Genomic DNA, 26,385 nt, shown 5'->3' on the forward strand with positions numbered 1-26,385 from the left:
ACGCCCCTGGATCAGGGCGCCTGCACAGCGCCTTCAACATCTCCATGCGCCATGCACGATGCTGCGGTAAAAAGCGCATCCGTAGAGGAGTTCAACGCGGTCTCGGCCGAGTCTTGAATCACGCCAATGATGAAGCCGACCGCGACAACTTGCATCGCCAGGTCGTTGGAAATCCCGAACAGGCTGCACGCCAGCGGAATGAGCAGCAGCGAGCCGCCTGCAACACCAGACGCACCGCAGGCACAGATCGCCGCAAGCAGACTGAGCAGAATTGCGGTTGGAATGTCCACAGCAATACCCAGCGTGTTTACGGCCGCCAGCGTCAACACCGTGATGGTGATAGCCGCACCGCCCATGTTGATGGTGGCGCCAAGCGGAATCGAAACCGAATAGGTGTCTTTATGCAGCCCCAGTCGTTCGCACAATTGCATGTTCACCGGGATGTTGGCTGCTGAGCTGCGGGTAAAAAATGCGGTTATGCCACTCTCCCGCAAACAGGTCAGCACCAAGGGATAGGGATTACCACGAATCTGCCAGAACACGATCAGAGGGTTAACCACCAGCGCCATTAACAGCATGCTGCCGACCAAAACCATCAGCAGCTGCAGGTAACCGGCCAGCGCTGCGAAACCGGACTTAGCCAGGGTGCCGGCGACCAGCCCGAAAATGCCCAGAGGGGCAAATCCGATAACAACCTTGACGATCAGCGTCACGCCTTCCGACATATCGGAGATCAGATCGCGAGTGCTCTGACGAGCATGCCTGAACGCAAACCCAAGTCCGATTGCCCACGCCAGGATGCCGATGAAATTGCCTTCGATCAACGCATGGACTGGGTTATCGACCGCGTTGAACAGCAACGTTTTTAGAACAGCCCCTACGCCTGCAGGCGGCATGACGTCATTCGCCTGGCTGACCAATGTCAAACTCGTCGGAAACACGAAGCTGGCGATAACCGCAACGATTGCAGCGCTGACTGTACCCAATGCGTAGAGACCCAGAATTGGGCGAATATGCGTTGGCTGCCCCCGCTTGTGGCTAGCCAGTGATGCAGTGACCAGGACGAAGACCAATACCGGCGCGACAGCCTTCAATCCCGCAACAAACAGATCACCCAGCAAACTGACCGCCGCTGCGGTTTCGGGCCACAGCCAGGCCAGCAAACAGCCAGCAACAAGGCCGACAACAATCTGTGTAACAAGGCTGACTCGGTTATAAGCGCGGAATAACTGGGTTGAAAGGCTAGACATAATGAAGTCTCTGCGTAGACGGCTGGGTCAGGCGAAGACAATCGCCCTGGAAGCGACAGCAATGCCCTGCGAAAAACGCCGAATGGTACGCATCTCCTCACGCCCTGCCCAGCTTTAGGGCCAAACGGATAATCGAACTGTCGAGCTATGCTAAGAACACGCCACCTACCAGAGCGATGGTCTCGGCTGAGTTAAGTGCTGAACTCTTGTCCGATACACGCACCAGCCCTGAGGTAGCCACTGCGAGTCTACGACCTCATCCATCCCCCCTCTCATTTCATCTTCCGCCACCACGGTTGCGCGGGAGCACATCGAGGAAATTGTCGCGCGCCACCTTCTCCGCTGTAGGTTCAGACAAAGCATCAAGGAAAGGATCAAATGCGCGCATTGCTTCGCCGACCCCATCAAACCGGCCAACCACATCCGATCCGATCATGAAGCGTGTGGGATGGCGCTCGACCAAGGCGACCCAGGCTGGGTCGACATTGCCCGAACGATCCAGCAAGTAAGGCTCCAGCATGGTCCATGACAGATCGATATACAGGTTTGGGTAGTCATCAAGCAGTCGCTTAACAGTAGGCAAGAGAAAGTCGAGCTTCTTCTGATGCCGATGCAACTCCATGCTCGTCCCGGCATGCGCCCAGATGAAACGGGTATGCGGATGATTTCGCAGCGGCTCTTCGAGCTCCTCAAGATAGAGCGGGTTGCGCTCACGCTTGGAGGTGATGTTGGAATGCAGCATCACCGGCAGATCGAATTCGGCTGCAAGGTGATACACCCGCGTAAGCGCTTCATTGTTGGCGCGCGGCGTATCGCCCTGCGTCAGGGCGGTTACATCGTCATGCCGAGTAAACACCTCACCTAACCCCTGCCAAAGCCCCGGGTCGAGATCCAGCATTCGACGGATGTGCGAATCGGCATTTTTGTCGTTTGGATTGAAACCTGACAGAAAAGGATGGAAGCGTTTGCGCTGGTCGTCGTCCAGCTCTTTAAGCGCGGCTGCAACTAACACATCGGTCGCGCTGTACCAGTAAACGGCGGCGTCATCTCCAGCGTAGTATCGCGGACGCTTAGGCTCGTTCTCGTGCCACTTCTTCGCTACCGGAATGCCACTGATCATCACGTGGTCAATGTTGCTCTCGTTCATGGCCTTGAGCAGTTGCTTCATGCCGTCGGTCTCTTGGAAAAAATCGACGAAATGAAGATGTGAGTCGCTGTAGTGGTACTCCCGCGCCTGCACCGGTGTGACGGTGAGAACCAGGCATAACGCCGCGAGACAGTTTCGTATGTTGAGCAACCGATGTCCTCCTAATGAACAAGCGGATAGACCGTGCCGCCCCGTCGCGGTTCACAACGCCGAAACGGTGCCTACGGCAAAGCCGTGCCGCGCTCGAAACAAAAAAGGCCCGTCAATGACGGGCCTTTCAATGCCAAAACTAAAGGTTAAGCGGAGAGCTCAACCAGGAGCTTGTTGAGACGCTGCACGTACGTCGCAGGATCTTTCAAGCTATCGCCAGCCGCCAGCGCAGCCTGATCGAAGAGGATGTGCGACAGGTCGGCGAATCGATCTTCGTCCGGCTCGGCATCGAGCTTTTCGATCAGCGGGTGCGCCGGATTGATCTCAAAAATCGGCTTCGACTCCGGCACTTTCTGACCGCTGGCTTCGAGGATCTGACGCATCTGAAGACCCAGGTCTTGTTCACCGATTGCCAGGATTGCCGGCGAGTCAGTCAGACGGTGCGACACTCGCACCTCTGCGACCTCGTCACCTAGGGCAGTTTTGAGACGCTCCACTAGCCCTTCCTTCGCTTTGGCAATCTCTTCCTGAGCCTTCTTGTCCTCTTCCGTATCGAGCTTGCCGAGGTCAAGGTCACCGCGCGCGACGTCAACGAACTGCTTGCCGTCGAACTCGGTCAGGTAGCTCATCAGCCACTCATCGATGCGGTCAGTCAGCAGTAACACCTCGATACCTTTCTTGCGGAAGACTTCCAGATGCGGACTGTTCTTCACCTGTGCATAGGACTCACCGGTGAGGTAGTAGACCTTGTCCTGACCTTCCTTGACGCGGCCCAGATACTCAGCCAGCGAAACGCTTTGCTCACCAGAAGCATCTTGAGTGGAGGCGAAACGCAGCAGACCTGCAATTTTCTCCTTGTTGGCGAAGTCCTCTGCCGGGCCTTCTTTCAGGACCTGGCCGAACTGCTTCCAGAAGTTCTTGTAGTCCTCGGGCTTGTCTTTGGCCAGCTTGTCCAGCATATCCAGCACACGCTTGGTCAACGCCGACTTCATCGAATCGATCACCGGATCCTTCTGCAGGATTTCGCGGGAAACGTTCAACGAGAGGTCATTGGAGTCGACCACACCTTTGATGAAACGCAGGTACAACGGCAAGAACTCATCCGCCTGATCCATGATGAAAACGCGCTGGACGTAGAGTTTCAGTCCCTTGGGCGCTTCACGCTGGTACAGGTCGAAGGGCGCACGACCAGGCACGAATAACAGCGAGGTGTATTCGAGCTTTCCCTCGACCTTGTTGTGGCTCCACGCCAACGGGTTTTCGAAGTCGTGACCAACGTGTTTGTAGAACTCCTGATACTCCTCGTCCTTCACCTCAGTGCGTGGACGGGTCCAAAGTGCACTGGCGCGGTTGACGGTTTCCCACTCGGTCTCTGCAGGCTTGTCTTTCTCCTCACCATGAAACTCTTTCGGCAATTCAATCGGCAGCGCGATGTGGTCGGAGTACTTCTTGATGATATTACGAAGGCGCCAACCGTCGGCGAATTCCTCTTCGCCAGACTTGAGGTGCAGGACGATGCGGGTGCCGCGCTCCGCCTTGTCGATGTTGGCAACCTCGAAATCGCCCTCGCCCTTCGAGGACCAGTACACGCCTTCTTCTGCAGAGGTTCCGGCGCGGCGGCTGAATACCTCAACCTGCTCCGCGACGATAAAAGCGGAATAAAAGCCGACGCCAAACTGGCCGATGAGGTGTGAGTCTTTCTTCTGGTCACCGGTCAGGTGCTTCATGAAATCAGCCGTACCCGACTTGGCGATAGTGCCCAGATGGGTAATGACATCTTCGCGGTTCATGCCGATGCCGTTGTCATCAAGGGTGACAGTCTTGGCATCCTTGTCGAAGCTGACGCGAATCTTCAGGTCGGCCCCGCCCTCAAGCAGTTCAGGCTTGGCCAACGCTTCGAATCGAAGCTTATCGGCGGCGTCCGAGGCGTTGGAAATCAACTCGCGAAGGAAGATTTCCTTATTCGAATACAAGGAATGAATCATCAGGTGAAGCAGCTGCTTCACTTCGGTCTGGAAGCCCAGGGTTTCTTTGTTTTGAGTCTCCACACTCATCGTCTTGCAAACTCCACTTCGTCAATGGCACGGACCGCGACTGCGGCGATGACAAGCAGATGGGGGTCTTGCGCGGGAAATTCAAGTGCAGCCCATGCAAGGCGAGCTGCAGTCTTTCCTGTAGAAGTGTTCGAGGCGCAAGCTAGGGTTCTAGCAGGTCGATCAGAACGATATCGTCGGGACCGAGATTGAAAACCGCCTCTCCCGCCCCCTTCAGCCTTTGCCGGATAACCAGGTTGCCGTCTCGATCGAGCCCTTTGAAGCGCCCTTCCGCCACTCCACCTCGTTTGGTCTGCGCACGTACTTGCAGGTGCTCGTAACGCTCCGGGTTGCGCAGCAACCGGGCCAGTGAAAACCGTAGGCGACGATCGACTCGGGCCGATGCAGTGTTGTCCGGCAGCGACGCTCCTTGCGTAGGGGTCTGCTTGGGCGGCGTTTCGGCTGCAGCGCTCAGGGGGGGATACGTGTCATCTTCTACCGCCCAGCCCTCGTTGTCCTTGCTGATAGCCAGGTCGAAAAGCTGCGCCGCCCCCTCAATCTTGGCTTTGATGGAGAGCACCAAGCTTGACGTGGGAAAACTGACAGGCGCTACCGTTTCGAGCGTCACATCCCGCGTCTCGAACCGTCGCTGCAAATAATCCCTCGCCACATAGGCAAGGGTGTCGACCGAGTCATGCGTTAGATCCACGTGACCCGCGCGATAGCGCAGGTTGTCGGTGAACAGTTCTACCTGTCCACTAAGACTTGTTTGGTAATGGGCCGGCAAGACCAGATGAAAATCACCGACCAGCTTGTTCGGCGGCACCGGCTGCAGGTCTAGGTGCAGGGTATAGCCGCTCTGAATTCGGCGAGCCTCTGGAAGCTCCTGCTCTGGACGCATCCAGTTGATTTCTACCACTGGGGCAGGATCAACGTCTTGAGGGAGCACATCGACCTGTATGGCACCAGACGGCTTTGCACCGAGGCGAATACTCACTTCCTGTCGAGCGAATAGTTGGTCGCCTTCACGCAGTGTAAGCACGCCACCAACGTAGCTGCCGAATTGAGGACTGAATGAACGACCATCAAGCTCGCCGTGCAAACGAAAACTCAGCTGTTGGCTCTGAGTCTGTTCATCCGGCTCAAGCCATTCAAGACTGGCAATGGCCGCGACTCGCTCCGGTTCGTGACTGGCTAGCAAGGTAAATCCGACCACAAGAGGGATAACCCCCAAACAGGACAGCCCCACCGCCTTCCGAGCGACCTTCCAATGCCGGGCCACATACAACAGGGTTAACGGAGGCAGTAGGCTGCCGACGCCCCACAACAAACCCGTACCGAAAGCCAGAACAACCAACCAGATCAGGCCGGCCAGGATCAGCAGTAGACCACCCAGTATCAGCAACGCATCCATTCAACACCTTCGAGACAGCTACAGTTGCGCCGTCTGGTCTGTCAGGGCTCGTTGACCTTGAAATGGCAACGCGCAGTCGCGATCGGCTCGGCCTGATTGGTTTGCCAGGCTGTCACAGCGACATTGGCTACACGACGTCCCTGGCGCCAGACCTGGCAGGCGGCGAAGGTGTCACGATAGTGACCCGCTCGAAGATAATCTATCGAGAAGTCGATGATTTTGGGTAAATGTGGTGCGCCCATGAACATCAACAGATGAAGCATCGCCGCATGCTCCATGAAGCCCGCAATCACGCCGCCGTGGATCGCCGGAAGCGTAGGGTTGCCAATGTTGTCCTGATTCTTTGGAAGCCGAAACACCATTTCATCGCCCAATCGCAAACACTCAATACCTATTAGACGAGCGTACGGAACCATTTTTAACAGTGCGTCATAGTCATTGCTGGCGTGCGCTTCACTGACCAAAGCATCGAGATCGAGTACGCTCATTGCGGCGCCTCCGAACCTGTCATCAAGCCATTCTTTCCCATGCGCATGAACGCGCCGACTACGTGGGCAATCGGCTCATTGATATCGCGCTGGTAAGCGACTCCACGGGTAAAAATGACCGTCGGCGTCACGCGGTAGCACTCGGCAAAGCCAAATACGTCATGATTGGGCTCGGCGGGATGCATGTAATCGATGCGCAGATCCAGTGTGGGGCAGATCTCAAGCTCAGGCAGCGCGCATGCCGTCGAGATGCCACAAGTGGTGTCCATGAGGGTGGTAATCGCTCCGCCGTGGACGAGCCCGCTTTCGGGATTGCTGACAATCTTTTCACTATAGGGGAGGCGCAACGTGAGCCCCTTGGCATCCGCATGCTCGACACGCATACCGAGCACCTGGCAGTGACGTAACAGGGAAAGGAAGCGCTGGGTACGCTCCAGTATCAGACTATCGCTCATGCGGACTCTCAGAAAAGATCAAGCCAAGCAGTTTACCGGCTCTCCCTGCGCAAGCCCTACTCCTTAGGTTGCTCGACAGGCAATGTTGGCGTGAACACCATGACCTCAAGTACATCGGAATGAAATTCGCGGCGATAAAGAACCAGCACCACGCCGCTGGTCACCATCATGAAGAACCAGGGATGGATGAACCAGGACAAGGTAGCCATACCGAAGTAATACGCCCTCAGACCGAAATTGAACTGGTTTGCAGCCATTGAGATAACCCTGGCAGCCCGCTCGGCGAATGACTTGCGCTCAAGATCGCTCACATTACGCTCACCCGCCATGGGTGCCGAGGCCACCAGCACTGCAGCGAAGTTGTACTGCCGCATGCACCAGCTGAACGTGAAAAAGGCATAAACGAAGACGACCGCCAATGCCAACAGCTTGATCTCGGAAAGCCCACGGCTGACCGGCTGCGCAAAGGGCAAGTCTGCCAACAGCGAAACAGCACGTTCCGACGCGCCGAGCGCGGTCAGAATGCCGGCCAGAATGATCAAGGTACTGGAGGCGAAAAACGCCGCGTTGCGCTCCAGATTGCCGATCACATTGGCATCGGCAATGCGGTTATCGCGCAGCAACATGCGTCGCATCCAGTCTTGGCGATAAAGGTGCAGGACGCTGGCGAGGCATGCCGTGTCCCTGCCTCGCCAGCTTGCGTACCGGGTGTAGCCGGCCCAGCACAGCACGAACCACGCGACTGCGATCAGATGAGGCAGCAGATGACTGGGAATAGGCATGACGATCCCTCTGGGCACATGCGCGTCATTATAACCAGCGGAACCGCTGACCAGGCATCCAGGCGATCAGCCCTTCCCCGGGACCAACGGTCCTCATGTTGCTAGACGCCGCTTACCTGCCAGTCGATCCATTGCGAACGCAATCATCAGCGTCACCATCACCGGAACCAGCCAGCCCATGCTCTGCGCGGCTAAGGGTAATCGGGTGAACAGAACGGGAACCAGCTCGGTGAAGCCTGCAGCCGACAGCCCATCAGCAACACCGAAGAGCAATGTCACTGCCATCACCGGGACGAAAACGCGACTAGGCGAAACCCAGCAGCGATCCAGCAGATTCAGCGCCACCAGCATGATCGCCAGTGGGTAGAGTCCGACCAGCACCGGCACAGAGACACTGATTAGCTGTGTCAGGCCCTGATTGGCCACCAACACGCTGAACAGCGTGAATACCACCACAACAGTGCGATAACCAACCGGCATCAAACCGCTGAAGAATTCGCCACAAGCAGTCGTCAGCCCAACCGCTGTCGTCAGGCAGGCCAGCGTAATCACGATCGCAAGCAACAGGCTCCCTGTAGTACCGAAGGTGTGTTGCACGTACGTAGTCAGAATCTGAACACCGTTTTGTGCCTCGCCAGCGATGCCCTGACTGGTTGCGCCCAGATAGAACAACGCCAGATACACCAGTGACAATCCAAGCGCGGCTATGGCACCTGCAACCATTGAGTAGCGGGTTACCAGCGCCGCATTGGACACACCGCGATCACGGATCGCTGTCGCGATCACGATGCCGAATACTAGGGCGCCCAGGGTGTCCATGGTCAGATAGCCTTCCAGAAACCCCTTAAGCAACGGACCGCTGCGGTAGCTCTCGGCAGTGACGCCAATGTCGCCAGCCGGCGCGAACACGGCCGCGCCGCCAAGCACAAGCAGCGCCGCCAATAGGACCGGCGTGATGAACTTGCCGACGCGGTTCACCAGCTGACCTGGATTTACTGCAAGGAACAACGTCGCCGAAAAGAACAGCGCTGTATAAACGAACAGGGGAATGGCAGCGTTGCCGGTGAAGGGTGCAATTCCCATTTCAAACGACACCACTGCCGTTCGCGGTGTCGCGAACAGCGGCCCGATGGCCAGGTACACTGCGACAGCTAGCAGCGTGCCGGCACCGCGGCCCAGCGGAGCGGTCAAGCGATCCATCCCGCCACCGACCCGCGCTAGCGCGACCACAGTCAGCAAGGGCAGGCCGACGCCTGTCAGCAGAAATCCCAACGCAGCAAACCAAAGTGACTGTCCCGCAGCCATACCGGCACTGGGTGGAAAAATGATGTTGCCAGCGCCGAGAAACAGCGCGAACGTCATAAAGCCAAGGGCCAGCAGATCGAGACCTTTCAGTCGAGTCATTGAACTATCACCACTACAGAAGGTTCCGGCACGAGTAACGCGCCAAGCGCTTACTTCCAGATACGACTACGCCGAGCCGCCTGAAAAAAAGCACGCACCTTAATCGAAATCGCCCTTAAGGGCGAGGAGTCACAGCCCCATGAGAGGCAGCGCAAAGCCGGCCGACTGCTGCTCGGGTTAGCTACGACGGAGCAATGGCACCGATGCCATCCTGCAGAAACAAAAATGCCAGTCACACAGGGCTGACTGGCATTTGGCACGCAAGCTGAAAATCAGGCCTACTTGGCTTCCCAGCCAGTGACTTCCGCCAGCGCTTTACCGATATCGGCAAGCGAGCGAACTGTCTTCACGCCTGCATCCTGCAGCGCTGCGAACTTCTCGTCTGCGGTGCCTTTGCCGCCGGAGATGATCGCGCCAGCGTGCCCCATCCGCTTGCCCGCAGGCGCCGTAACGCCGGCAATGTAGGACACTACCGGCTTGGTGACATTGGCCTTGATGTAAGCAGCAGCCTCCTCCTCAGCAGAACCACCGATCTCGCCGATCATGACGATCGCCTCGGTCTGCGGGTCTTCTTGGAACAGCTTGAGGATATCGATGAAGGTCGAGCCAGGAATGGGGTCGCCACCGATACCCACGCAGGTGGACTGACCGAAACCGGCATCAGTGGTCTGCTTGACGGCTTCGTAGGTCAGCGTGCCCGAACGAGACACGATGCCGACCTTGCCCGGCATGTGGATGTGACCAGGCTGGATACCGATCTTGCACTCGCCGGGCGTGATCACGCCCGGGCAGTTCGGCCCAATCAGGCGAACGCCCATTTCGTCGCACTTGATCTTCACTTCGAGCATGTCGAGGGTCGGAATACCTTCGGTGATGCAGACGATCAGCTTGATACCGCCAAACACCGCTTCAAGAATCGAGTCCTTGCAGAACGGTGCTGGCACGTAGATCACTGATGCATCCGCGCCAGTCGCCGCAACCGCTTCTTTGACCGTATTGAAAACAGGCAGCCCCAGATGCGTAGTTCCACCCTTACCCGGGGTAACACCGCCGACCATCTTGGTGCCGTACTCGATAGCCTGCTCGGAGTGGAAGGTGCCCTGCGAGCCGGTGAAGCCCTGGCAAATGACCTTGGTGTCTTTATTGATCAGGACGCTCATTACTTGCCCTCCGCGGCTTTGACGACTTGAATGGCCGCATCGGTCAAGCTGGTTGCGCCGATGATGTTCAGACCACTTTCACCCAGCATCTTGGCGCCAAGTTCGGCGTTGTTACCTTCAAGGCGCACAACTACTGGCACCTTGACGCCGACCTCTTTGACCGCACCGATGATGCCTTCGGCAATCATGTCGCAGCGAACGATGCCGCCGAAGATATTGACCAGAACCGCCGCAACGTTTTCGTCCGACAGGATGATCTTGAAGGCCTCTGTCACGCGTTCTTCAGTTGCGCCACCGCCGACGTCGAGGAAGTTGGCAGGCTTGCCGCCGTGCAGGTTGACGATGTCCATAGTGCCCATGGCCAGACCGGCACCATTGACCATACAACCGATGTTGCCTTCCAGAGCAACATAGTTAAGTTCCCACTTGGCTGCGTGAGCTTCACGCGGGTCATCTTGGGAGGGATCCTGCATGCCGCGCAGCTTGGGCTGGCGATAAATGGCATTGCTGTCGATATTCAGCTTGGCATCTAGGCAGTGCAGGTTGCCGTCTTTCTTGATCACCAGCGGATTGACTTCCAGCAACGCCAAATCGTAGTCGACGAACAGCTTGGCCAAGCCTACGAAAATATGGACGAACTGCTTGACCTGATCGCCTTTGAGCCCAAGCTGGAACGCCAGCTCACGACCCTGGAATGGCTGAGCGCCAACGAGCGGATCAATGGTTGCCTTGAGGATTTTTTCCGGCGTGTCGTGAGCGACTTTTTCGATGTCGACGCCGCCTTCGGTGGAGGCCATGAAGACCACCCGGCGAGTGGCACGGTCAACGACGGCACCCAAGTACAGTTCTTTATCAATGTCGGTGCAGGCTTCTACGAGAATCTTGCTGACCGGTTGTCCGTTGGCGTCGGTCTGGTAGGTCACCAGGCGCTTGTCCAGCCACTGCTCGGCGAATGCTCGGGCTTCGTCTTTGCTGCGGACGAGTTTGACGCCACCCGCCTTGCCGCGACCACCGGCATGTACCTGTGCTTTGACCACCCACTCGGTACCGCCGATCTGATCACAGGCTTCAGCCGCTTCTTTTGGGCTATCGATCGCGTAGCCCTTGGACACCGGCAGTCCGTACTCGGCAAACAGTTGCTTACCCTGATATTCGTGAAGATTCATCTTAGCTACCGTTCGGTTTGATGTGCATCAGACACCACATTGCTGCGGCGTCACCTCAAGTCGCTGAAAACTATCGAAGATACCTTTCAAAGACCTGTCATACCTTGCGCGAAGGTATTCGGCGCCTGCACCGGGCCTGGAAGCCCAGTGCATGCCGCCGTTTGTTGCTACGCGGTTAGCGCTTCTTGCGGTTGGCGATGTGAATGGCGTGACCATTTACCGCCAGTGCAGCTTCGTGAAGCGCTTCGGACATTGTCGGATGCGAGAACACCATCATGCCAAGGTCTTCGGCGCTAGTGCCAAATTCCATGCCGATTGCACCCTGCTGTACCAGCTCGGCTGCCGCTGGCCCCATGACATGCACGCCCAGAACACGGTCAGTCTTGGCATCAGCGATGACCTTGACCAAGCCAGCTGTGTCGTTTGCTGCCATGGCACGGCCACTGGCGGCGAACGGGAAGGTGCCCACGTTGATTTCGACGCCCTCGGCCTTCAACACCTGCTCGGTCTTGCCCACCCATGCGATTTCCGGATGGGTATAGATGACCGATGGAACCAGGTCGTAGTTCATTTGCGATTTATGCCCAGCGATCCGCTCGGCAACCATCACACCCTCTTCCGAAGCCTTGTGCGCAAGCATTGCTCCACGGACAACGTCTCCAATGGCGTAAACTCCCGGAACGCTGGTCGCGCACTGATCATCCACGAAGATGAAGCCGCGCTCATCCATATCAACACCCGCGTCAGCAGCGAGCAGATCGGTAGTCACCGGACGGCGGCCGACTGCAACAATCAGCTTGTCGAAGGTCTGCTGCTGCTCGCCTTCTGCATTGGTGAAGTTGACCGTGACCTGATCGCCATTGACTTGGGAACCAGTGACTCGGGCGCCGAGCAGAATTTTCAAGCCCTGCTTGCTCAGCACCTTGAAAGCCTCTTTCGAGATCTGCTCATCCGCGGCAGGCAGGAACTTGTCCATCGCTTCAAGGACAGTAACTTCGGCCCCCAGACGCGCCCATACCGAACCCAGCTCCAGTCCGATAACGCCAGCGCCGATTACACCAAGCTTGGCTGGAACGCTTTGGAAATCCAGTGCGCCCGTGGAGTCAACAATGATGTTCTGATCAACAGGTGCTGGCGGAATGTCGACCGGCTTGGAACCCGAAGCCAGGATGACACTATCTGCCGCCAAAACTTGCGCGTTGCCGTCGAGCCCGGTGACTTCAACCTGCTTGCCGCTGAGCAGCTTCCCGTGACCTTCGAAAACAGTCACGCCATTAGCCTTCATCAGGCCGGCAACGCCGCCAGTCAGGTTCTTAACGATCTGGTCCTTGCGGGCGACCATGGTCGGAACATCCATGGCCACTTCGCCAGTGCTGATGCCGTGGACCTTGAAGCTCTCGTGGGCTTCGTGGAATTTGTAGGAGCTGTCCAGCAGCGCCTTGGATGGAATGCAACCGACGTTCAGGCAGGTTCCGCCCAGCGCGGTCTTACCTTCCTTGCCCTGATATTTTTCGATACAGGCGGTCTTCAGACCCAGCTGCGCTGCGCGAATGGCTGCAACATAACCGCCGGGGCCGGCACCGATCACGACGACGTCGAATTTCTGGCTCATTACGAATCCTCTTGAGTGCAGCAAAAAAATCAAAGGCCACAGACAGCAGGCCCAGCAAATGCCTAGCCTGCCAACTGCAGCCCGCGACGCTTGTTAGATGTCCAGCAACAGACGCGCCGGATCTTCCAGCAGGTTTTTGATGGTCACCAGGAAGCTCACCGCTTCCTTGCCGTCGATCAGGCGATGGTCATAGGACAGTGCCAAGTACATCATCGGCCGGATAACCACCTGACCATTTACAGCCATAGGACGCTGCAGAATGTTGTGCATGCCCAAGATAGCGGCCTGTGGCGGGTTCACGATCGGGGTCGACATCATCGAACCGAACGTACCGCCATTGGTGATGGTGAAGGTGCCGCCAGTCATTTCATCAATCGACAGCTTGCCATCACGCGCCTTCTTGCCAAAGGTGGCGATGCCGCTTTCGACTTCAGCCAGGTTCATCAGTTCTGCATTGCGCAGGACTGGTACAACCAGGCCACGATCACTGGAGACTGCGACACCGATGTCCTGATAGCCGTGGTAGACAATATCGGTGCCGTCGATCGACGCATTGACTGCCGGGAAACGCTTCAACGCTTCAACAGAGGCCTTGACGAAGAAGGACATGAAGCCCAGACGCACGCCGTTGTGAGTCTTCTCGAAAAGGTCCTTGTACTTCGAACGAAGCGCCATGACTTCGGTCATGTCGACCTCATTGAAGGTCGTCAGCATCGCCATGTTCGACTGAGCCTCGACCAGACGCTCGGCAACCTTCGCACGCAGACGGGTCATCGGCACTCGCTTCTCTGTGCGATCACCGCCGGCTGCAACAGGAGCAGCAGCAGTACTGGCAGCAGGCTTGCTAGCAGCCGGAGCGGACTTCTTGGCTTCGATAGCGGCAACCAGGTCTTCTTTAGTGACGCGACCGTCTTTACCAGTACCCTTGACGCTGTTTGGGTCAATGCCGTTTTCCTCTGCCAGCTTGCGGGCAGCAGGCGCGAGGATGGCATCTTCAGCGCCGGCTGCCGGTGCCGAAGCTGCAGGGGCTGCCGGAGCGGCGGCTTCAGCAGGCGCCGACGCGGCGGGAGCAGAAGCTGTAGCACCTGCGTCGAGCTTGCCAAGCAGCTCACCGCTGAGCACGGTGTCCCCTTCGTTTTTAACGATTTCGCTCAGCACGCCATCCGCTTCTGCCAGCACTTCCATGACAACCTTGTCGGTCTCGATGTCGACAATGAGTTCGTCACGCTTTACCGCATCGCCCGGTTGCTTGTGCCAGGTCGCAACGGTGCCGTCAGCAACCGATTCCGGAAATTGAGGGGCTTTGATCTCGATAGCCATTAGCTGGGTCCTATTGATTCGGTTTTTACATCGAGGCCGCGATGTTCGCGGCCTCTTGCAAGAATGATTAAACGGTGAAGGCGTCCTGCAGCAGTTTTTCCTGCTGTTCGGCGTGCATGGAGGCGTAGCCGACCGCAGGCGCTGCAGAAGCTTCACGCCCCGCGTATTGCAGGAACAGCTCCTTCTTGTGTGCGACGGCAACACGACGCATATGATGCTGGCTGCAATACCAGGCGCCCTGGTTCATAGGCTCTTCCTGACACCAGACGATATTCTTGATGTTCTGGTAAGGCGCAAGCACCTCAGCCAAATCATCTTCCGGGAACGGATACAGCTGTTCCAGCCGAACGATGGCGATGTCATCACGACCCTCATTGCGGCGCTTGTCCAGCAGATCGTAATAAACCTTGCCACTGCACATGACAACGCGTTCGACCTTGCTCGGATCGATCTGATCGATCTCCGGAATCACGGTCAGGAAGGAACCTTGGGTCAGATCTTCCAGCGTCGAGGTCGCCAGTTTATGACGCAGCAGGGACTTCGGCGTCAGCGCTACCAGAGGCTTGCGCAGAGGACGGATCGCCTGCCGGCGAAGCATGTGATAGACCTGAGCCGGGGTTGTCGGCACGCACACTTGGATGTTGTGCTCGGCGCACAGCTGCAGATAGCGCTCCAGACGTGCTGACGAATGCTCTGGCCCTTGCCCTTCATAACCGTGCGGCAACAGCATGGTCAGACCACACAGCCGGCCCCACTTGTGTTCGCCGCTGGTGATGAACTGATCTATTACGACCTGTGCACCGTTGGCAAAGTCACCGAACTGTGCCTCCCACACCACCAATGCGTTCGGCATGGTAGTGGCATAACCGTACTCAAACGCCAGCACCGCCTCTTCCGACAGGAAGGAGTCGTAGAGGTCGAAGCGAGGCTGCCCTTCGTACAGATGCTGTAGCGGGATGTAAGTGCTGCCGTCCTTCTGGTTATGCAACGCCGCATGGCGGTGCGAGAAGGTTCCACGGCCCACGTCCTGGCCGCTGATACGAACCGGGTGGCCTTCGAACAGCAGGGTTGCATAGGCCAGTGTCTCGGCGTAGCCCCAGTTGATGGCGAGCGCACCGGCACCCATTTTCTGGCGATCTTCAAGAATCTTCGAAACCTGCCGCTGAACGACGAAGCCTTCCGGCACAGCCAGCATCTTGCTGGACAGTTCCTGCAGCGCCTTTAATTCAAAACGCGTGTCATAGCGAGCAGTCCAGGTATGACCCAGGTAAGGACGCCAATCAACAAACAATTCCTTGTTTGGCTCTTTGACCAAGCTCTTTACCACGTGAAGACCGTTGTCCAACGCGGCACGATATTCGTCGACCTTGGCCTGAACGCGTTCATTGTCGAGCACGTTGGATTGCGTCAGCGCATCGGCATACAACTCACGTGTAGTGCGCTGCTTGGCGATCTTCTGATACATCAGTGGCTGAGTGCCGCTAGGCTCATCCGCCTCGTTGTGACCACGACGGCGGTAGCAGATCAGATCGATAACAATGTCGCGCTTGAACTGCATCCGATAATCGACAGCGAGCTGGGTGACGAAGAGAACAGCCTCAGGATCATCCGCGTTCACGTGGAAGATTGGAGCCTGGATCATTTTTGCAACGTCGGTCGCATACTCAGTGGAGCGCGCATCTTCTTGCTTGTTGGTGGTAAAGCCAACCTGATTGTTGATCACGATCCGGATGGTACCTCCCGTGCGATACGCACGAGTCTGGGACATCTGGAACGTTTCCATCACAACGCCCTGCCCAGCCACGGCGGCATCACCATGAATCGTGACCGGCAGAACCTTGTCGCCCGCCACATCACAACGACGATCCTGCCGTGCACGGACGGAGCCCTCAACGACCGGCGAAACGATTTCCAGGTGAGACGGATTGAATGCCATCGCCAAGTGTATTTCGCCACCCGGAGTCATAACGTTCGACGAAAAGCCCTGGTGATACTTCACATCGCCGGAACTGAGCCCTTCGACCTTTTTGCCTTCGAATTCGTCGAACAGGTCGCGCGGGTTTTTGCCGAAGGTGTTAACCAGTACGTTGAGACGGCCACGGTGGGCCATGCCAATGACGATTTCCTTGGTGCCATAAGAACCTGAGCGTTGGATGATTTCATCCAACAATGGAATCAGACTCTCACCACCTTCCAGTCCAAACCGCTTGGTTCCCGGATATTTGGTGCCCAGGTACTTTTCCAGGCCCTCAGCTGCCGTCAGCCGCTCAAGCAGGTGACTCTTGATTTCCGGTGAAAAAGACGGCCGACCACGAACGCTTTCGAGTCTCTGCAGAAACCAATTGCGCTGGTCTGAATCAACGATGTGGGTGAACTCAGCCCCAATAGTGCGGCAATACGTCTCTTGCAGCGCCAGGTGAATTTCACGCAAGGTTGCCTGATCTTTGCCCATGGCAAGGTCGCCGGTACGGAAAACCGTATCCAGGTCAGCGTCAGTCAGGGCGTAGTTGTTGATTGCCAGGTCGGCAGGCGCCGGCCGTTGCTGCAAGCCGAGCGGATCAAGCTGGGCTACCTGATGGCCACGCATCCGGTACGCTTGAATAAGACGCAGGACTTCGACCTGTTTCTTCTCATGCTCGCTACTGACACTACTGGCCGAAGCAGGCTGAGCGCGGCGTTGGTTTTTGGCCAACAGCACGAAGTGATCGCGGATTGTCGAATGCGATACATCGGACGAAGCGCCACCGCTGACGGGCAGCTTCTGGAAATAGGTGCGCCACTCTTCGGGCACAGCGTTGGGATCGTGCAGGTAGAGCTCGTAGAGCTCTTCCACATAGGCAGCGTTACCACCGGATAGGTGGGCACTGTCCCACATGCGCTGCATTACGCTTTCTTGCATGTCTGGTCACCTTCGATAAGGAGACACCACCAGCGTGGAGACCGCAGCATGACTTCCCAAGTTCTGAAGCAGCGACCCAGGTAAAGCCACTACGGACCGCGCAGATAGTTTCCGAGAACCACCCCGGATGCCCCTGCTGGTCATCAAATTTTCAGAGCGAAACCACGGCTTTGTGAGCTGGGGTTCCTACTAAGACTACGGCGCCGAGTTGAACTCAGGCGCCGTAGGTGTCGCGGTAAAGCATTAAAGGCCTGCGACTACTATTAATACTCGCAGACGCTTTGGGCGCATCAGGTTGCGCTCTGCAGCAGCATATTCCGCACATGGCCAATGGCCTTGGTCGGATTCAGCCCTTTCGGGCAAACGCTCACGCAGTTCATGATGCCCCGGCAGCGAAACACGCTGAACGGATCATCCAAAGCAGACAGACGGTTCTCGGTCTCGGTGTCGCGGCTGTCGGCTAGGAATCGATAAGCCTGCAGCAGCGCAGCGGGTCCGAGAAACTTGTCTGGATTCCACCAGAAGGACGGGCAGCTTGTGGAGCAGCAAGCGCAAAGGATGCACTCATACAGACCGTCAAGCTTTTCCCGATCTTCTGGACTTTGCAGACGTTCGATAGCCGGAGCCGGGGTATCGTTCATCAAATACGGGCGAACCTTCTCGTACTGCTTATAGAAGATGCCCATATCGACCGCCAAGTCACGAATAACTGGCAAACCGGGTAGGGGACGAACAACCAGCTTGTTGCCTTTGACTACAGACGAGAGCGGCGTGATGCAGGCCAGCCCGTTCTTGCCGTTCAGGTTCATGCCATCGGAGCCACAAACGCCTTCGCGGCACGAGCGACGATAGGAGAAACCCTCGTCCTGCTCTTTGATAAGGGCAAGCACGTCGAGCACCATCAGGTCCTTACCGTCGGTATTGACCTGAAAATCCTGCATGTAGGGCTTTGCGTCTTTATCCGGGTTATAGCGATAAACGCTCACTTGCAACATATCGGCGACCTCAGTAAGTCCGAACCTTAGGTTCGAAAGTCGGAACAGTCTTCGGAGAGAAGTTCACGGCACGCTTTGCTACGCGCTTCTCACCCGGAAAGTAAAGGGTGTGGCACAGCCAGTTTTCGTCATCACGCTCTTCGAAATCTTCGCGGGCATGTGCGCCGCGCGATTCCTTGCGATTTTCCGCAGCGATGGCAGTTGCCTCAGCCACTTCGAGCAAGTTCTGCAGTTCCAACGCTTCAATACGCGCGGTATTGAAAGCCTGGCTCTTGTCAGAAATTTTAACGTTAGCGATGCGCTGGCGAAGATCAGCAAGCTGAGCAATACCCTTCTGCATGTATTCGCCGGTACGGAATACACCAAAATAGTTCTGCATGCAGCTCTGCAGCTCTTTACGCAGTGAAGCGACGTCTTCGCCCTCTGTCCGCTCGTTCAAGCTGGCGAGACGATTCAGAGCAACGTCCAGGTCGGTTTCAGTCGCACCGCGGTGCTCGATACCATCCTTCAGGGCTTTTTCCAGATGGAGACCAGCCGCACGGCCGAAGACAACAAGGTCAAGCAGCGAGTTGCCACCCAGACGGTTGGCACCATGAACCGATACGCATGCCACTTCGCCTACCGCAAAAAGCCCGTCGATAATCTTGTCATTACCGTCGGCATCCTGGGTCATCGCCTGGCCATGAATGTTAGTGGCGATGCCACCCATCATGTAGTGACAGGTCGGAACCACGGGCACCGGAGCAGTTACAGGATCAACGTGCGCGAAGGTCTTCGACAGCTCACAGATGCCAGGTAGACGACTGTGCAGAACCTCCTCACCCAAGTGATCGAGCTTCAGCATCACGTGGTCACCATCCGGACCACAGCCGTTGCCAGCCAGGATTTCCTTGACCATCGATCGAGCAACAACATCACGGCCAGCCAGATCTTTGGCATTCGGCGCGTAACGCTCCATGAAGCGCTCGCCATGCTTGTTGATCAGATAGCCACCCTCGCCGCGGCACCCTTCTGTCACGAGTACGCCAGCACCGGCAATACCAGTCGGATGGAACTGCCACATTTCGATGTCTTGAACCGGCACACCAGCACGCAGCGCCATACCGATTCCATCACCGGTATTGATCAACGCATTGGTAGTCGATGCATAGATTCGACCGGCACCACCGGTCGCCAGCACAACAGCCTTGGAACGGATATAGACCGTTTCGCCGTTTTCGATGCAGATCGCGATGATGCCGACGATAGCGCCATCCTGGTTCTTCACCAGGTCTACGCCATACCATTCGTTGAGGAAGGACGTTCCCGCCTTCAAGTTGGCCTGGTACAAAGTATGCAGCAACGCATGACCGGTACGGTCAGCAGCTGCGCAGGTACGAGCCGCCTGACCGCCCTTGCCGTAGTCTTTGGACTGACCACCGAATGGGCGCTGGTAAATACGACCCTGCTCGGTACGGGAGAACGGCAGCCCCATATGCTCGAGTTCGAACACAGCTTCCGGACCAACTGAACACATGTATTCGATAGCATCCTGGTCACCGATATAGTCGGAGCCCTTGACGGTATCGTACATGTGCCAGCGCCAATCGTCGTTCGGGTCAGCCGAAGCGATAGCGCAGGTGATGCCACCTTGCGCGGAAACAGTATGCGAGCGCGTCGGGAAAACCTTGGTAACCACCGCCGTTTTGTGGCCACCTTGAGCCAACTGCAGCGCGGCACGCATGCCCGCGCCACCACCACCAATAATGATGGCGTCATAGGAAAGAGTACGAATGCTAGCCATGGATCAGATACCCCAAAGAATCTGCACGCCCCAGACGAAGAAAGTGAACATGGCTATGCCACACACCGCCTGGAAGAGAAAACGCACGCCGGTTGCCCACTTACCGATAGCCATGCTGGTCAGGTAGTCAGTGGAAATCGTCCACATACCAACCCACGCATGAACGCTGAGGGCAACGAGTGCAAGGAGACTGAAGATGCGCATCCACTGAGCAGAGAACAACCCATGCCACTGAGCGTAGTCCAGCCCCGGATTTGCCATGAGGTATCCGATCAGGAACAGAAAATAAGCCGCCAGGACCACCGCTGAAACGCGCTGAGCCATCCAGTCATAAAGACCCGAGCGGGAAAAGTTGGTGACATTGGTTACCATATCCAAACTCCCGCCAGAACGATCAGCACCGCCGATACGGCCAAAACGATTTTCGAGCCTAGCTTCCCGCCTTCCAGCGTTTCGCCATGGCCGGTATCCATGACCAGATGGCGCACACCGGCAACCAGGTGATACAGCAAGGCAGAGAGCAAAGCCCAGACCACCAGCTTAGCCAGCGGACTACCGAGATACGCCTTAACATCTTCAAAGCCTTCGACTGAAGACAAAGAGACATCAAGCGCAAGCAGTAGAACGGCCACACCAACAAACAAGATCACACCGGAAATGCGGTGAAGGATTGAGGTGTAAGCAGTGATTGGGAGTTTTATTGTCCTAAGATCTAGGTTTACAGGTCGTTGGCTTTTCACGGCTTTTTTATCACACTTGAGAGCCCCGAAACCGCAGGGCAAAGTTGTTGGGAAGAGCACGCAGCGGTACCCGCCACCCACGAGTGACAACCCACAGGAAACTGCCTGTAAGGCCCCTGCCGGTCGGTCGCCGATTATAAACAGTTAGGTCGCTAATGACAATGTGGTGAAGTGCCACTAAAGGCGGATGGCGCCTGGGTTTGTAATTCGCGTAAATAGCCTTTTCTGTGATGCGAATTCACCCCTAAACCCCTCTACAGCTGGCGGCTCGCCCAAATTGACTTTGTGATTTATCTCACTATAGTGATGCGGGCCCTGCGTGGGGGGCCATGATGATTCCAAGCATAAAACAGGAGGCCATACATGGCTGACAACAAAGCGCAGTTGATCATCGAAGGCGCAGACGCCATCGAACTGCCCGTTCTATCCGGCACCGTAGGGCCCGACGTAATCGACGTACGAGGCTTGACCTCCACGGGTCGCTTCACTTTCGACCCCGGCTTCATGTCCACCGCCTCTTGCGAATCCAAGATCACCTATATCGATGGTGACAAGGGTATTTTGCTACACCGCGGCTACCCGATCGAGCAGCTGGCCGAAAAAGCTGATTACCTCGAGACCTGCTACCTTCTGCTCAACGGCGAACTGCCAACAGCTGAAGAAAAAGCGAAGTTCATCAGCACCGTCAAGAACCACACAATGGTTCATGAGCAGCTCAAGTCCTTCCTTAACGGCTTCCGCCGCGACGCGCACCCGATGGCTATCATGTGCGGCGTTGTAGGCGCACTTTCAGCCTTCTATCACGACTCCCTAGACATTAACGACCCACATCATCGCGAGATCTCCGCGGTCCGCCTGGTCGCCAAGATGCCGACTCTCGCTGCCATGGTATACAAGTACTCCATGGGTCAGCCGATGATGTACCCGCGAAATGATCTGAACTACGCCGAAAACTTCCTGCACATGATGTTCAACACACCGTGTGAAGTGAAGCCGATCAGCCCAGTCCTGGCCAAAGCCATGGATCGCATCTTCATTCTGCACGCAGATCACGAGCAAAACGCATCGACGTCCACCGTACGCCTTGCCGGCTCTACTGGCGCCAACCCTTTCGCATGCATCGCGGCCGGCATTGCTGCACTTTGGGGCCCAGCACACGGCGGCGCCAACGAAGCCGTACTCACCATGCTGGATGAGATCGGTGATGTTTCGAACATTGAGGCATTCCTGGCCAAGGCCAAGGACAAGAACGACCCGTTCAAGTTGATGGGCTTCGGTCACCGCGTGTACAAAAACTTCGATCCACGCGCAAAGGTGATGAAGCAGACCTGCGACGAGGTTTTGAGCGAACTCGGCATCAACGACCCGCAGCTTGAACTCGCCATGAAGCTTGAAGAGATCGCCCTGAATGATCCCTACTTCGCCGAACGCAACCTTTATCCGAACGTTGACTTTTACTCCGGTATCATCCTCAAGGCGATTGGCATTCCGACTAGCATGTTTACAGTGATCTTCGCACTGGCACGCACAGTCGGCTGGATATCGCATTGGAAAGAAATGATTGCGATGGGGCAGAAGATCGGTCGCCCACGCCAGCTGTACACTGGCCACCCGCAGCGCGACCTGCCTCGCTAAGTTAGAGCAAAGCGCCAACCTGAAGTAGGCCTATAGGCCTTCAGGATAAGGCACCCTCAAACGCCCGGCGCCGCACGCCGGGCGTTTTCTTGTTAGGCCAAGCAAGTTATCCCACAGTGCATTTTGCGGATCAAATACACGCAAACCTACGTATTTATCGTAAGCACGTCAGCCACCAAGGCAACCATCTCACCCTCATCGAGCCACACCGCCAGCCCCCCTCCTTCCCAGGTCAATAGCCGAAACCAACCTGGCAACCCGGCTATTGTAGTGGTCTACTGATCCCAGACACCGATTTTGGCGAAAATCCTCGCCATCAAGAGGTGCTCGATGAGCAAGCAACGACGTACGTTTTCCACCGAGGCAGCTGCCTTGGCACTAGATCAGGGCTACAGCCATATCGAGGCCTGCCGTTCGCTGGGCGTCGTGGACTCGGCATTACGCCGCCGGGTGAAACAACTCCAAGACGAGCGCCGGAGCGTTACCCCAAATAGCAAAGCACTGACACCCTAGCAACAGAAACTCCAAGAGCTAGAGGCCAGGATCAATCGGCTGGAGCGGGAGAAAGCGATATTAAAAAAGGGCTACCACTCTCTTGTAGGACGAACTCGATCGTACGCGCCGATAGACCAGTTGAGTGAGCAGGAGCCGGTAGAAGTGGTCTGTTCAGCCTTCGATGTGACGCGGTCTTGCTACTAGGCCCATCGCCTTCGACGTCGCCGTGTCGATGCTCGTCGCGTCGCGCTACGTAGTCGGGCCAACGAGTTGTTTAGCCAAAGCCAAGGCCTGGCTGGCAGCCGAAGCATCCTGGGCATGCTGCACGAGGACGGCGTGGCGATTGGCCGTTTCCGTGTGCGTAGACTGATGCGTGAGTTGAGGCTGGTCAGCAAGCAGCCGAGCGCGCACACCTACAAAGCAGGCCACGGTTGAGCGCCCGGATATCCCGAATCGGCTGAATGCGATTTCGCTGTCCAGCGCCCGAACCAAGTGTGGTGCGGCGACATCACCTACGTATGGGCGCAAGGTTGTCGGCACTACCTGGCCGCAGTGCTGGATCTGCACACACGTCGGGTGATTGGCTGGGCGTTCTCCGCCAAACCGGATGCCGAGCCGGTAATCAAAGCCCTCGATATGGCCTACGAGCAGCGCGGCAAGCCACAGCAGATGCTGTTCCATTCGGATCAGGTCAGCCAATACGCCAGCCGCTTGTTCCGGCAGCGGCTATGGCGCTACCGGATGCAGCAGAGCATGAGCCGCCGAGGAAACTGCTGGGACAACTCGCCGATGGAGCGCCTGTTTCGCAGCTTAAAGTCAGAGTGGATTCCGGCAACTGACTACCTGACGGCACAGGAAGCTCAGCGGGACATCAGCCACTACCTGATGCACCGCCACAACTGGATCAGACCGCATCAGTGCAACGGCGGGCTACCACCGGCGGTGGCCGAAGATAAACTTAACCCACTGCCCGGGACGGGTTGACCACTACATAGAGCTCTCTGGCGACAAGTTCGCAAACAGGCGATCCATGCTGTTTCCCTTTGTCCAAGCGATACAGGTGGCGATTCGAGCCCAAACATAGCTCAGCCCGCGCCCAGCAGCTTGACGAGGGGTTTTGCTGGTATTTTGCAGGCCCCAGAAATAAAAAAATCCAGCCACCGCGAGGTGACTGGATTTTCTAGGTTTTTTTGGTCGGGACGGAGTGATTCGAACACTCTACCCCTTGCACCCCATACAGGTAATAACCTGTCTGAGCAGTTCCAAGCTAATCCGAAGCGGCTCCCCCAACCCCTTGATCTTACTGGCTTTCAGCGAGTTTCTCGTCCAAACTAGCCCAAAGCGATTCGAATCAAGCCGATCTCATTTGGCAACGAATTGGCAACCAGACGATCGCAATTGGCAACCAATTGGCAACGGGGAACTCGACCTAATGGCCAAGATTACAGATCGCCAGATGACTGGCAAACCCGGACTAAGCGACAAATGGTTGAGCGAAGTAGCTATATGGGGTCACGGGAGCCTCGTGGCTCGCATCACGCCAAGCGGTGAACGCCTCTTTTACTTTCGCTATACCAATAGTCGCGGTGAGCGAGTGACCCTCCCCTTCGGTACCTACAGCCGAGATGGGAGCGAGGGCACCATGACGCTCGCCGAAGCCGGGCAACGGGCTAAAGAGCTTGCCGGAATTCACAAGTCGGGCACCAAGGATATAAAAGAACACCTCGAGGCAGAGGAAGCCTCGCGTATTGCAGCTCGCGACGCCGAGCTTGCAAGAGCTGCCGCTGAAAAAGCTGCTATTGCAGAGGCAAACGCTCGACTGGCAGCCAGGAAAACAGTCCAAGATCTGTTTGACCGCTGGGCAAAGGTTGACCTTATCAATCGCAAAGATGGCGGGGATGAGGTTCGCCGCATGTTCAAAAAGGACGTCCTGCCATTTCTGGGAGAGTTGCCTCTGGAAGATGTGAAAAAAGGGCACATCACTGGAGTCACCGATGCATTGCTCGCCCGCGGCGTCAACCGCATGGCTAAGATGATCTTCAGTCTAATGCGTCAGATGTTTAGGTTCGCTGTGGATCGGGACATGATTGACCATGATCCAACTGCAAGCATCCGCAAAGCCAAGATCGGAGGGAAAGACACGGAGCGGGACAGAGTTCTCAATGAAGATGAAATCCGAACATTGGCCAGGCTTGCCCCCGAGGCTGGCTTGCTTCCGTCAACTGAGGCCGCTATCTGGATAGCCCTCTCGACTTGCTGTCGCATCGGAGAGCTGATGAACGCCCGTTGGAACAACATCGACCTAAAAGCAGGCAGGTGGCTCATACCTGCTGAAGATAGCAAAAATGGCAAAGCCCATACCGTGACACTCTCGAAATTTGCGACCGCGCAGTTTGAGATAGTTGAATCACTAAGCGGTGATAGCGAATGGTGTTATCCCAATAGCACAAACACGGGTCCAGTCTGCTCCAAAACGGTGACCAAGCAACTCGGCGACAGACAGCGACGCCCAGATATAGGCATTATGAGCAATCGCAGTGCAAAGGCACAGGCTCTATTACTGCCAGGCGGGAAATGGACCCCCCATGACCTTCGTCGTACTGGTGCAACACTGATGACAGCTCTCGGCGTATTACCAGAAGTGGCAGAGCGGTGCCTTAACCACACTGAAGAAAACAAGGTCAAGCGGACATATCAAAGGCACAACTATTCAAAAGAAATGGCTCATGCCTGGGAGGTGCTTGGCGATAAAATATCAGACCTGAAACATATTAACTAGGTTAAAGCATGTCGATTTCATATATTGAACTCTCTAAGTTCCTCATCCATGCAAAGCAACAGAATAAACACTTGTTTAGTTCCAAGTTCCCCGAAATGAATTACGACAAAGTAATTGTGGAGCCCGGGGCACGAAAAATCGAAAACGAATGCATTGAAACTACACAACAGGAAATCGATTCACTGTTTCGAACACAACAGCCATGGAATATCTGCTTAGAGCTAATAAAAGGATCCTACGTCATACTGAAGCAGATCGAAGGATTAATAGAAAAGGACCTAAGGGTTCCAGACGATATCATCCCATACATTGAGTACTTATTAAGGCTGGCTGGCACCCCATATTACCACCCGCTGTACCATGAACTTGGCCAGCAAAAATTCATAGCGTCAACCGGCGGAAAGGCGCGCTCACACATTTACCACCCAGCAAAACAGGAGGCAGCAAGACTCTTTGAAACATGCAAACCTGCCAACGGCTGGATGAGCATCGCCCAAGCCATTGACGAAATAGATGAAAAATTGTACGAATTCATAAAGGCGCAGAGGATACCGCTGAAACAGGCAGCACTTCCGGAAACCCTGCGAAGATGGACGAGGAAAGATACAGAACTTAGATCAGCTCTGGAGAAAACCTTATCCACCGAGGCCCGCACGCGAATTGGAATTTTAAAATAAC

21 protein-coding genes and 2 pseudogenes are annotated in these 26,385 nt (G+C 56.3%); 6 read left to right on the plus strand and 17 right to left on the minus strand.

The window, feature by feature from the left end:
• Positions 1-11 precede the first annotated feature (11 nt).
• From sstT to sdhC, 17 genes are all read right to left on the minus strand, one after another.
• Positions 12-1,250 (minus strand): serine/threonine transporter SstT, encoded by a 1,239-nt coding sequence (gene sstT / locus AAGW23_RS13130; RefSeq protein ID WP_342406913.1) that lies wholly within the window; start codon positions 1,248-1,250, stop codon positions 12-14.
• 277 nt (positions 1,251-1,527) lie between these two features.
• Entirely contained in the window at positions 1,528-2,538 is a 1,011-nt protein-coding gene (locus tag AAGW23_RS13135; protein WP_342406933.1) for an amidohydrolase family protein, read from the minus strand.
• Between the two features lie 155 nt (positions 2,539-2,693).
• Complete coding sequence (htpG, locus tag AAGW23_RS13140; RefSeq protein ID WP_342406914.1) at positions 2,694-4,601, minus strand: molecular chaperone HtpG; 1,908 nt, start codon at positions 4,599-4,601, stop codon at positions 2,694-2,696.
• Between the two features lie 142 nt (positions 4,602-4,743).
• The gene (locus tag AAGW23_RS13145; RefSeq protein WP_342406915.1) at positions 4,744-5,994 is read right to left on the minus strand and encodes an MFS transporter; all 1,251 of its coding nucleotides are present in this window, start codon (positions 5,992-5,994) and stop codon (positions 4,744-4,746) included.
• A 41-nt stretch (positions 5,995-6,035) separates the two neighbouring features.
• A complete protein-coding gene (locus AAGW23_RS13150; RefSeq protein WP_200639457.1) occupies positions 6,036-6,482 on the minus strand; it encodes a PaaI family thioesterase in 447 nt (148 codons plus the stop codon).
• Positions 6,479-6,937, minus strand: a complete 459-nt coding sequence (locus AAGW23_RS13155) for a PaaI family thioesterase (protein ID WP_342406916.1) — start codon at positions 6,935-6,937, stop codon at positions 6,479-6,481. Before AAGW23_RS13155 ends, AAGW23_RS13150 begins: the two co-directional genes overlap by 4 nt.
• A gap of 56 nt (positions 6,938-6,993) precedes the next feature.
• Positions 6,994-7,719 (minus strand): DUF599 domain-containing protein, encoded by a 726-nt coding sequence (locus AAGW23_RS13160; protein WP_200639455.1) that lies wholly within the window; start codon positions 7,717-7,719, stop codon positions 6,994-6,996.
• A 93-nt stretch (positions 7,720-7,812) separates the two neighbouring features.
• Positions 7,813-9,123 carry a branched-chain amino acid transport system II carrier protein gene (brnQ, locus tag AAGW23_RS13165; RefSeq protein ID WP_342406917.1) on the minus strand — a complete coding sequence of 437 codons (1,311 nt, stop codon included), beginning with the start codon at positions 9,121-9,123 and terminating at the stop codon, positions 7,813-7,815.
• Positions 9,124-9,401: 278 nt separating this feature from the next.
• On the minus strand, positions 9,402-10,283 hold the full coding sequence (sucD, locus tag AAGW23_RS13170) for a succinate--CoA ligase subunit alpha (protein ID WP_200639453.1): 882 nt from the start codon (positions 10,281-10,283) through the stop codon (positions 9,402-9,404).
• Positions 10,283-11,449 carry an ADP-forming succinate--CoA ligase subunit beta gene (sucC, locus tag AAGW23_RS13175; protein ID WP_102836266.1) on the minus strand — a complete coding sequence of 389 codons (1,167 nt, stop codon included), beginning with the start codon at positions 11,447-11,449 and terminating at the stop codon, positions 10,283-10,285. The genes sucD and sucC overlap by 1 nt, the downstream gene beginning before the upstream one ends.
• A 175-nt stretch (positions 11,450-11,624) precedes the next feature.
• On the minus strand, positions 11,625-13,061 hold the full coding sequence (gene lpdA, locus AAGW23_RS13180) for a dihydrolipoyl dehydrogenase (RefSeq protein ID WP_200639452.1): 1,437 nt from the start codon (positions 13,059-13,061) through the stop codon (positions 11,625-11,627).
• A 93-nt stretch (positions 13,062-13,154) separates the two neighbouring features.
• Complete coding sequence (gene odhB, locus AAGW23_RS13185) at positions 13,155-14,381, minus strand: 2-oxoglutarate dehydrogenase complex dihydrolipoyllysine-residue succinyltransferase (protein ID WP_342406918.1); 1,227 nt, start codon at positions 14,379-14,381, stop codon at positions 13,155-13,157.
• 67 nt (positions 14,382-14,448) lie between these two features.
• Positions 14,449-17,280, minus strand: a complete 2,832-nt coding sequence (locus tag AAGW23_RS13190) for a 2-oxoglutarate dehydrogenase E1 component (RefSeq protein ID WP_342406919.1) — start codon at positions 17,278-17,280, stop codon at positions 14,449-14,451.
• Positions 17,281-17,570: 290 nt separating this feature from the next.
• A complete protein-coding gene (locus AAGW23_RS13195) occupies positions 17,571-18,275 on the minus strand; it encodes a succinate dehydrogenase iron-sulfur subunit (protein WP_045426311.1) in 705 nt (234 codons plus the stop codon).
• Positions 18,276-18,285: 10 nt separating this feature from the next.
• Positions 18,286-20,058: a succinate dehydrogenase flavoprotein subunit gene (sdhA, locus tag AAGW23_RS13200; RefSeq protein ID WP_200639449.1), complete on the minus strand. Its 1,773-nt coding sequence runs from the start codon at positions 20,056-20,058 to the stop codon at positions 18,286-18,288.
• Positions 20,059-20,061: 3 nt separating this feature from the next.
• Positions 20,062-20,430, minus strand: a complete 369-nt coding sequence (gene sdhD / locus AAGW23_RS13205) for a succinate dehydrogenase, hydrophobic membrane anchor protein (RefSeq protein ID WP_200639448.1) — start codon at positions 20,428-20,430, stop codon at positions 20,062-20,064.
• On the minus strand, positions 20,424-20,798 hold the full coding sequence (gene sdhC / locus AAGW23_RS13210; protein WP_159968054.1) for a succinate dehydrogenase, cytochrome b556 subunit: 375 nt from the start codon (positions 20,796-20,798) through the stop codon (positions 20,424-20,426). Before sdhC ends, sdhD begins: the two co-directional genes overlap by 7 nt.
• A gap of 363 nt (positions 20,799-21,161) precedes the next feature.
• Between sdhC and gltA the strand changes: the two genes are divergently transcribed.
• The 6 genes and pseudogenes from gltA (at position 21,162) to AAGW23_RS13230 (ending at position 26,384) form a co-directional block, all read left to right on the plus strand.
• Positions 21,162-22,433 (plus strand): citrate synthase, encoded by a 1,272-nt coding sequence (gltA, locus tag AAGW23_RS13215; protein ID WP_200639447.1) that lies wholly within the window; start codon positions 21,162-21,164, stop codon positions 22,431-22,433.
• A gap of 330 nt (positions 22,434-22,763) precedes the next feature.
• A complete protein-coding gene (locus AAGW23_RS22040) occupies positions 22,764-22,946 on the plus strand; it encodes a transposase (protein WP_425540830.1) in 183 nt (60 codons plus the stop codon).
• A gap of 240 nt (positions 22,947-23,186) precedes the next feature.
• A pseudogene (locus AAGW23_RS22045) lies at positions 23,187-23,363 on the plus strand (IS3 family transposase); the annotation flags it as partial.
• A 21-nt stretch (positions 23,364-23,384) separates the two neighbouring features.
• Positions 23,385-23,912 (plus strand): annotated as a pseudogene (locus tag AAGW23_RS22050) (IS3 family transposase); the annotation flags it as partial.
• Between the two features lie 448 nt (positions 23,913-24,360).
• Positions 24,361-25,707, plus strand: a complete 1,347-nt coding sequence (locus AAGW23_RS13225; RefSeq protein WP_025242127.1) for a tyrosine-type recombinase/integrase — start codon at positions 24,361-24,363, stop codon at positions 25,705-25,707.
• A gap of 8 nt (positions 25,708-25,715) precedes the next feature.
• Positions 25,716-26,384 (plus strand): hypothetical protein, encoded by a 669-nt coding sequence (locus tag AAGW23_RS13230; RefSeq protein ID WP_342406920.1) that lies wholly within the window; start codon positions 25,716-25,718, stop codon positions 26,382-26,384.
• Position 26,385 lies beyond the last annotated feature (1 nt).

The sequence above is a fragment of the Stutzerimonas chloritidismutans genome (assembly GCF_038562055.1).
Lineage (GTDB): Bacteria > Pseudomonadota > Gammaproteobacteria > Pseudomonadales > Pseudomonadaceae > Stutzerimonas > Stutzerimonas chloritidismutans_A.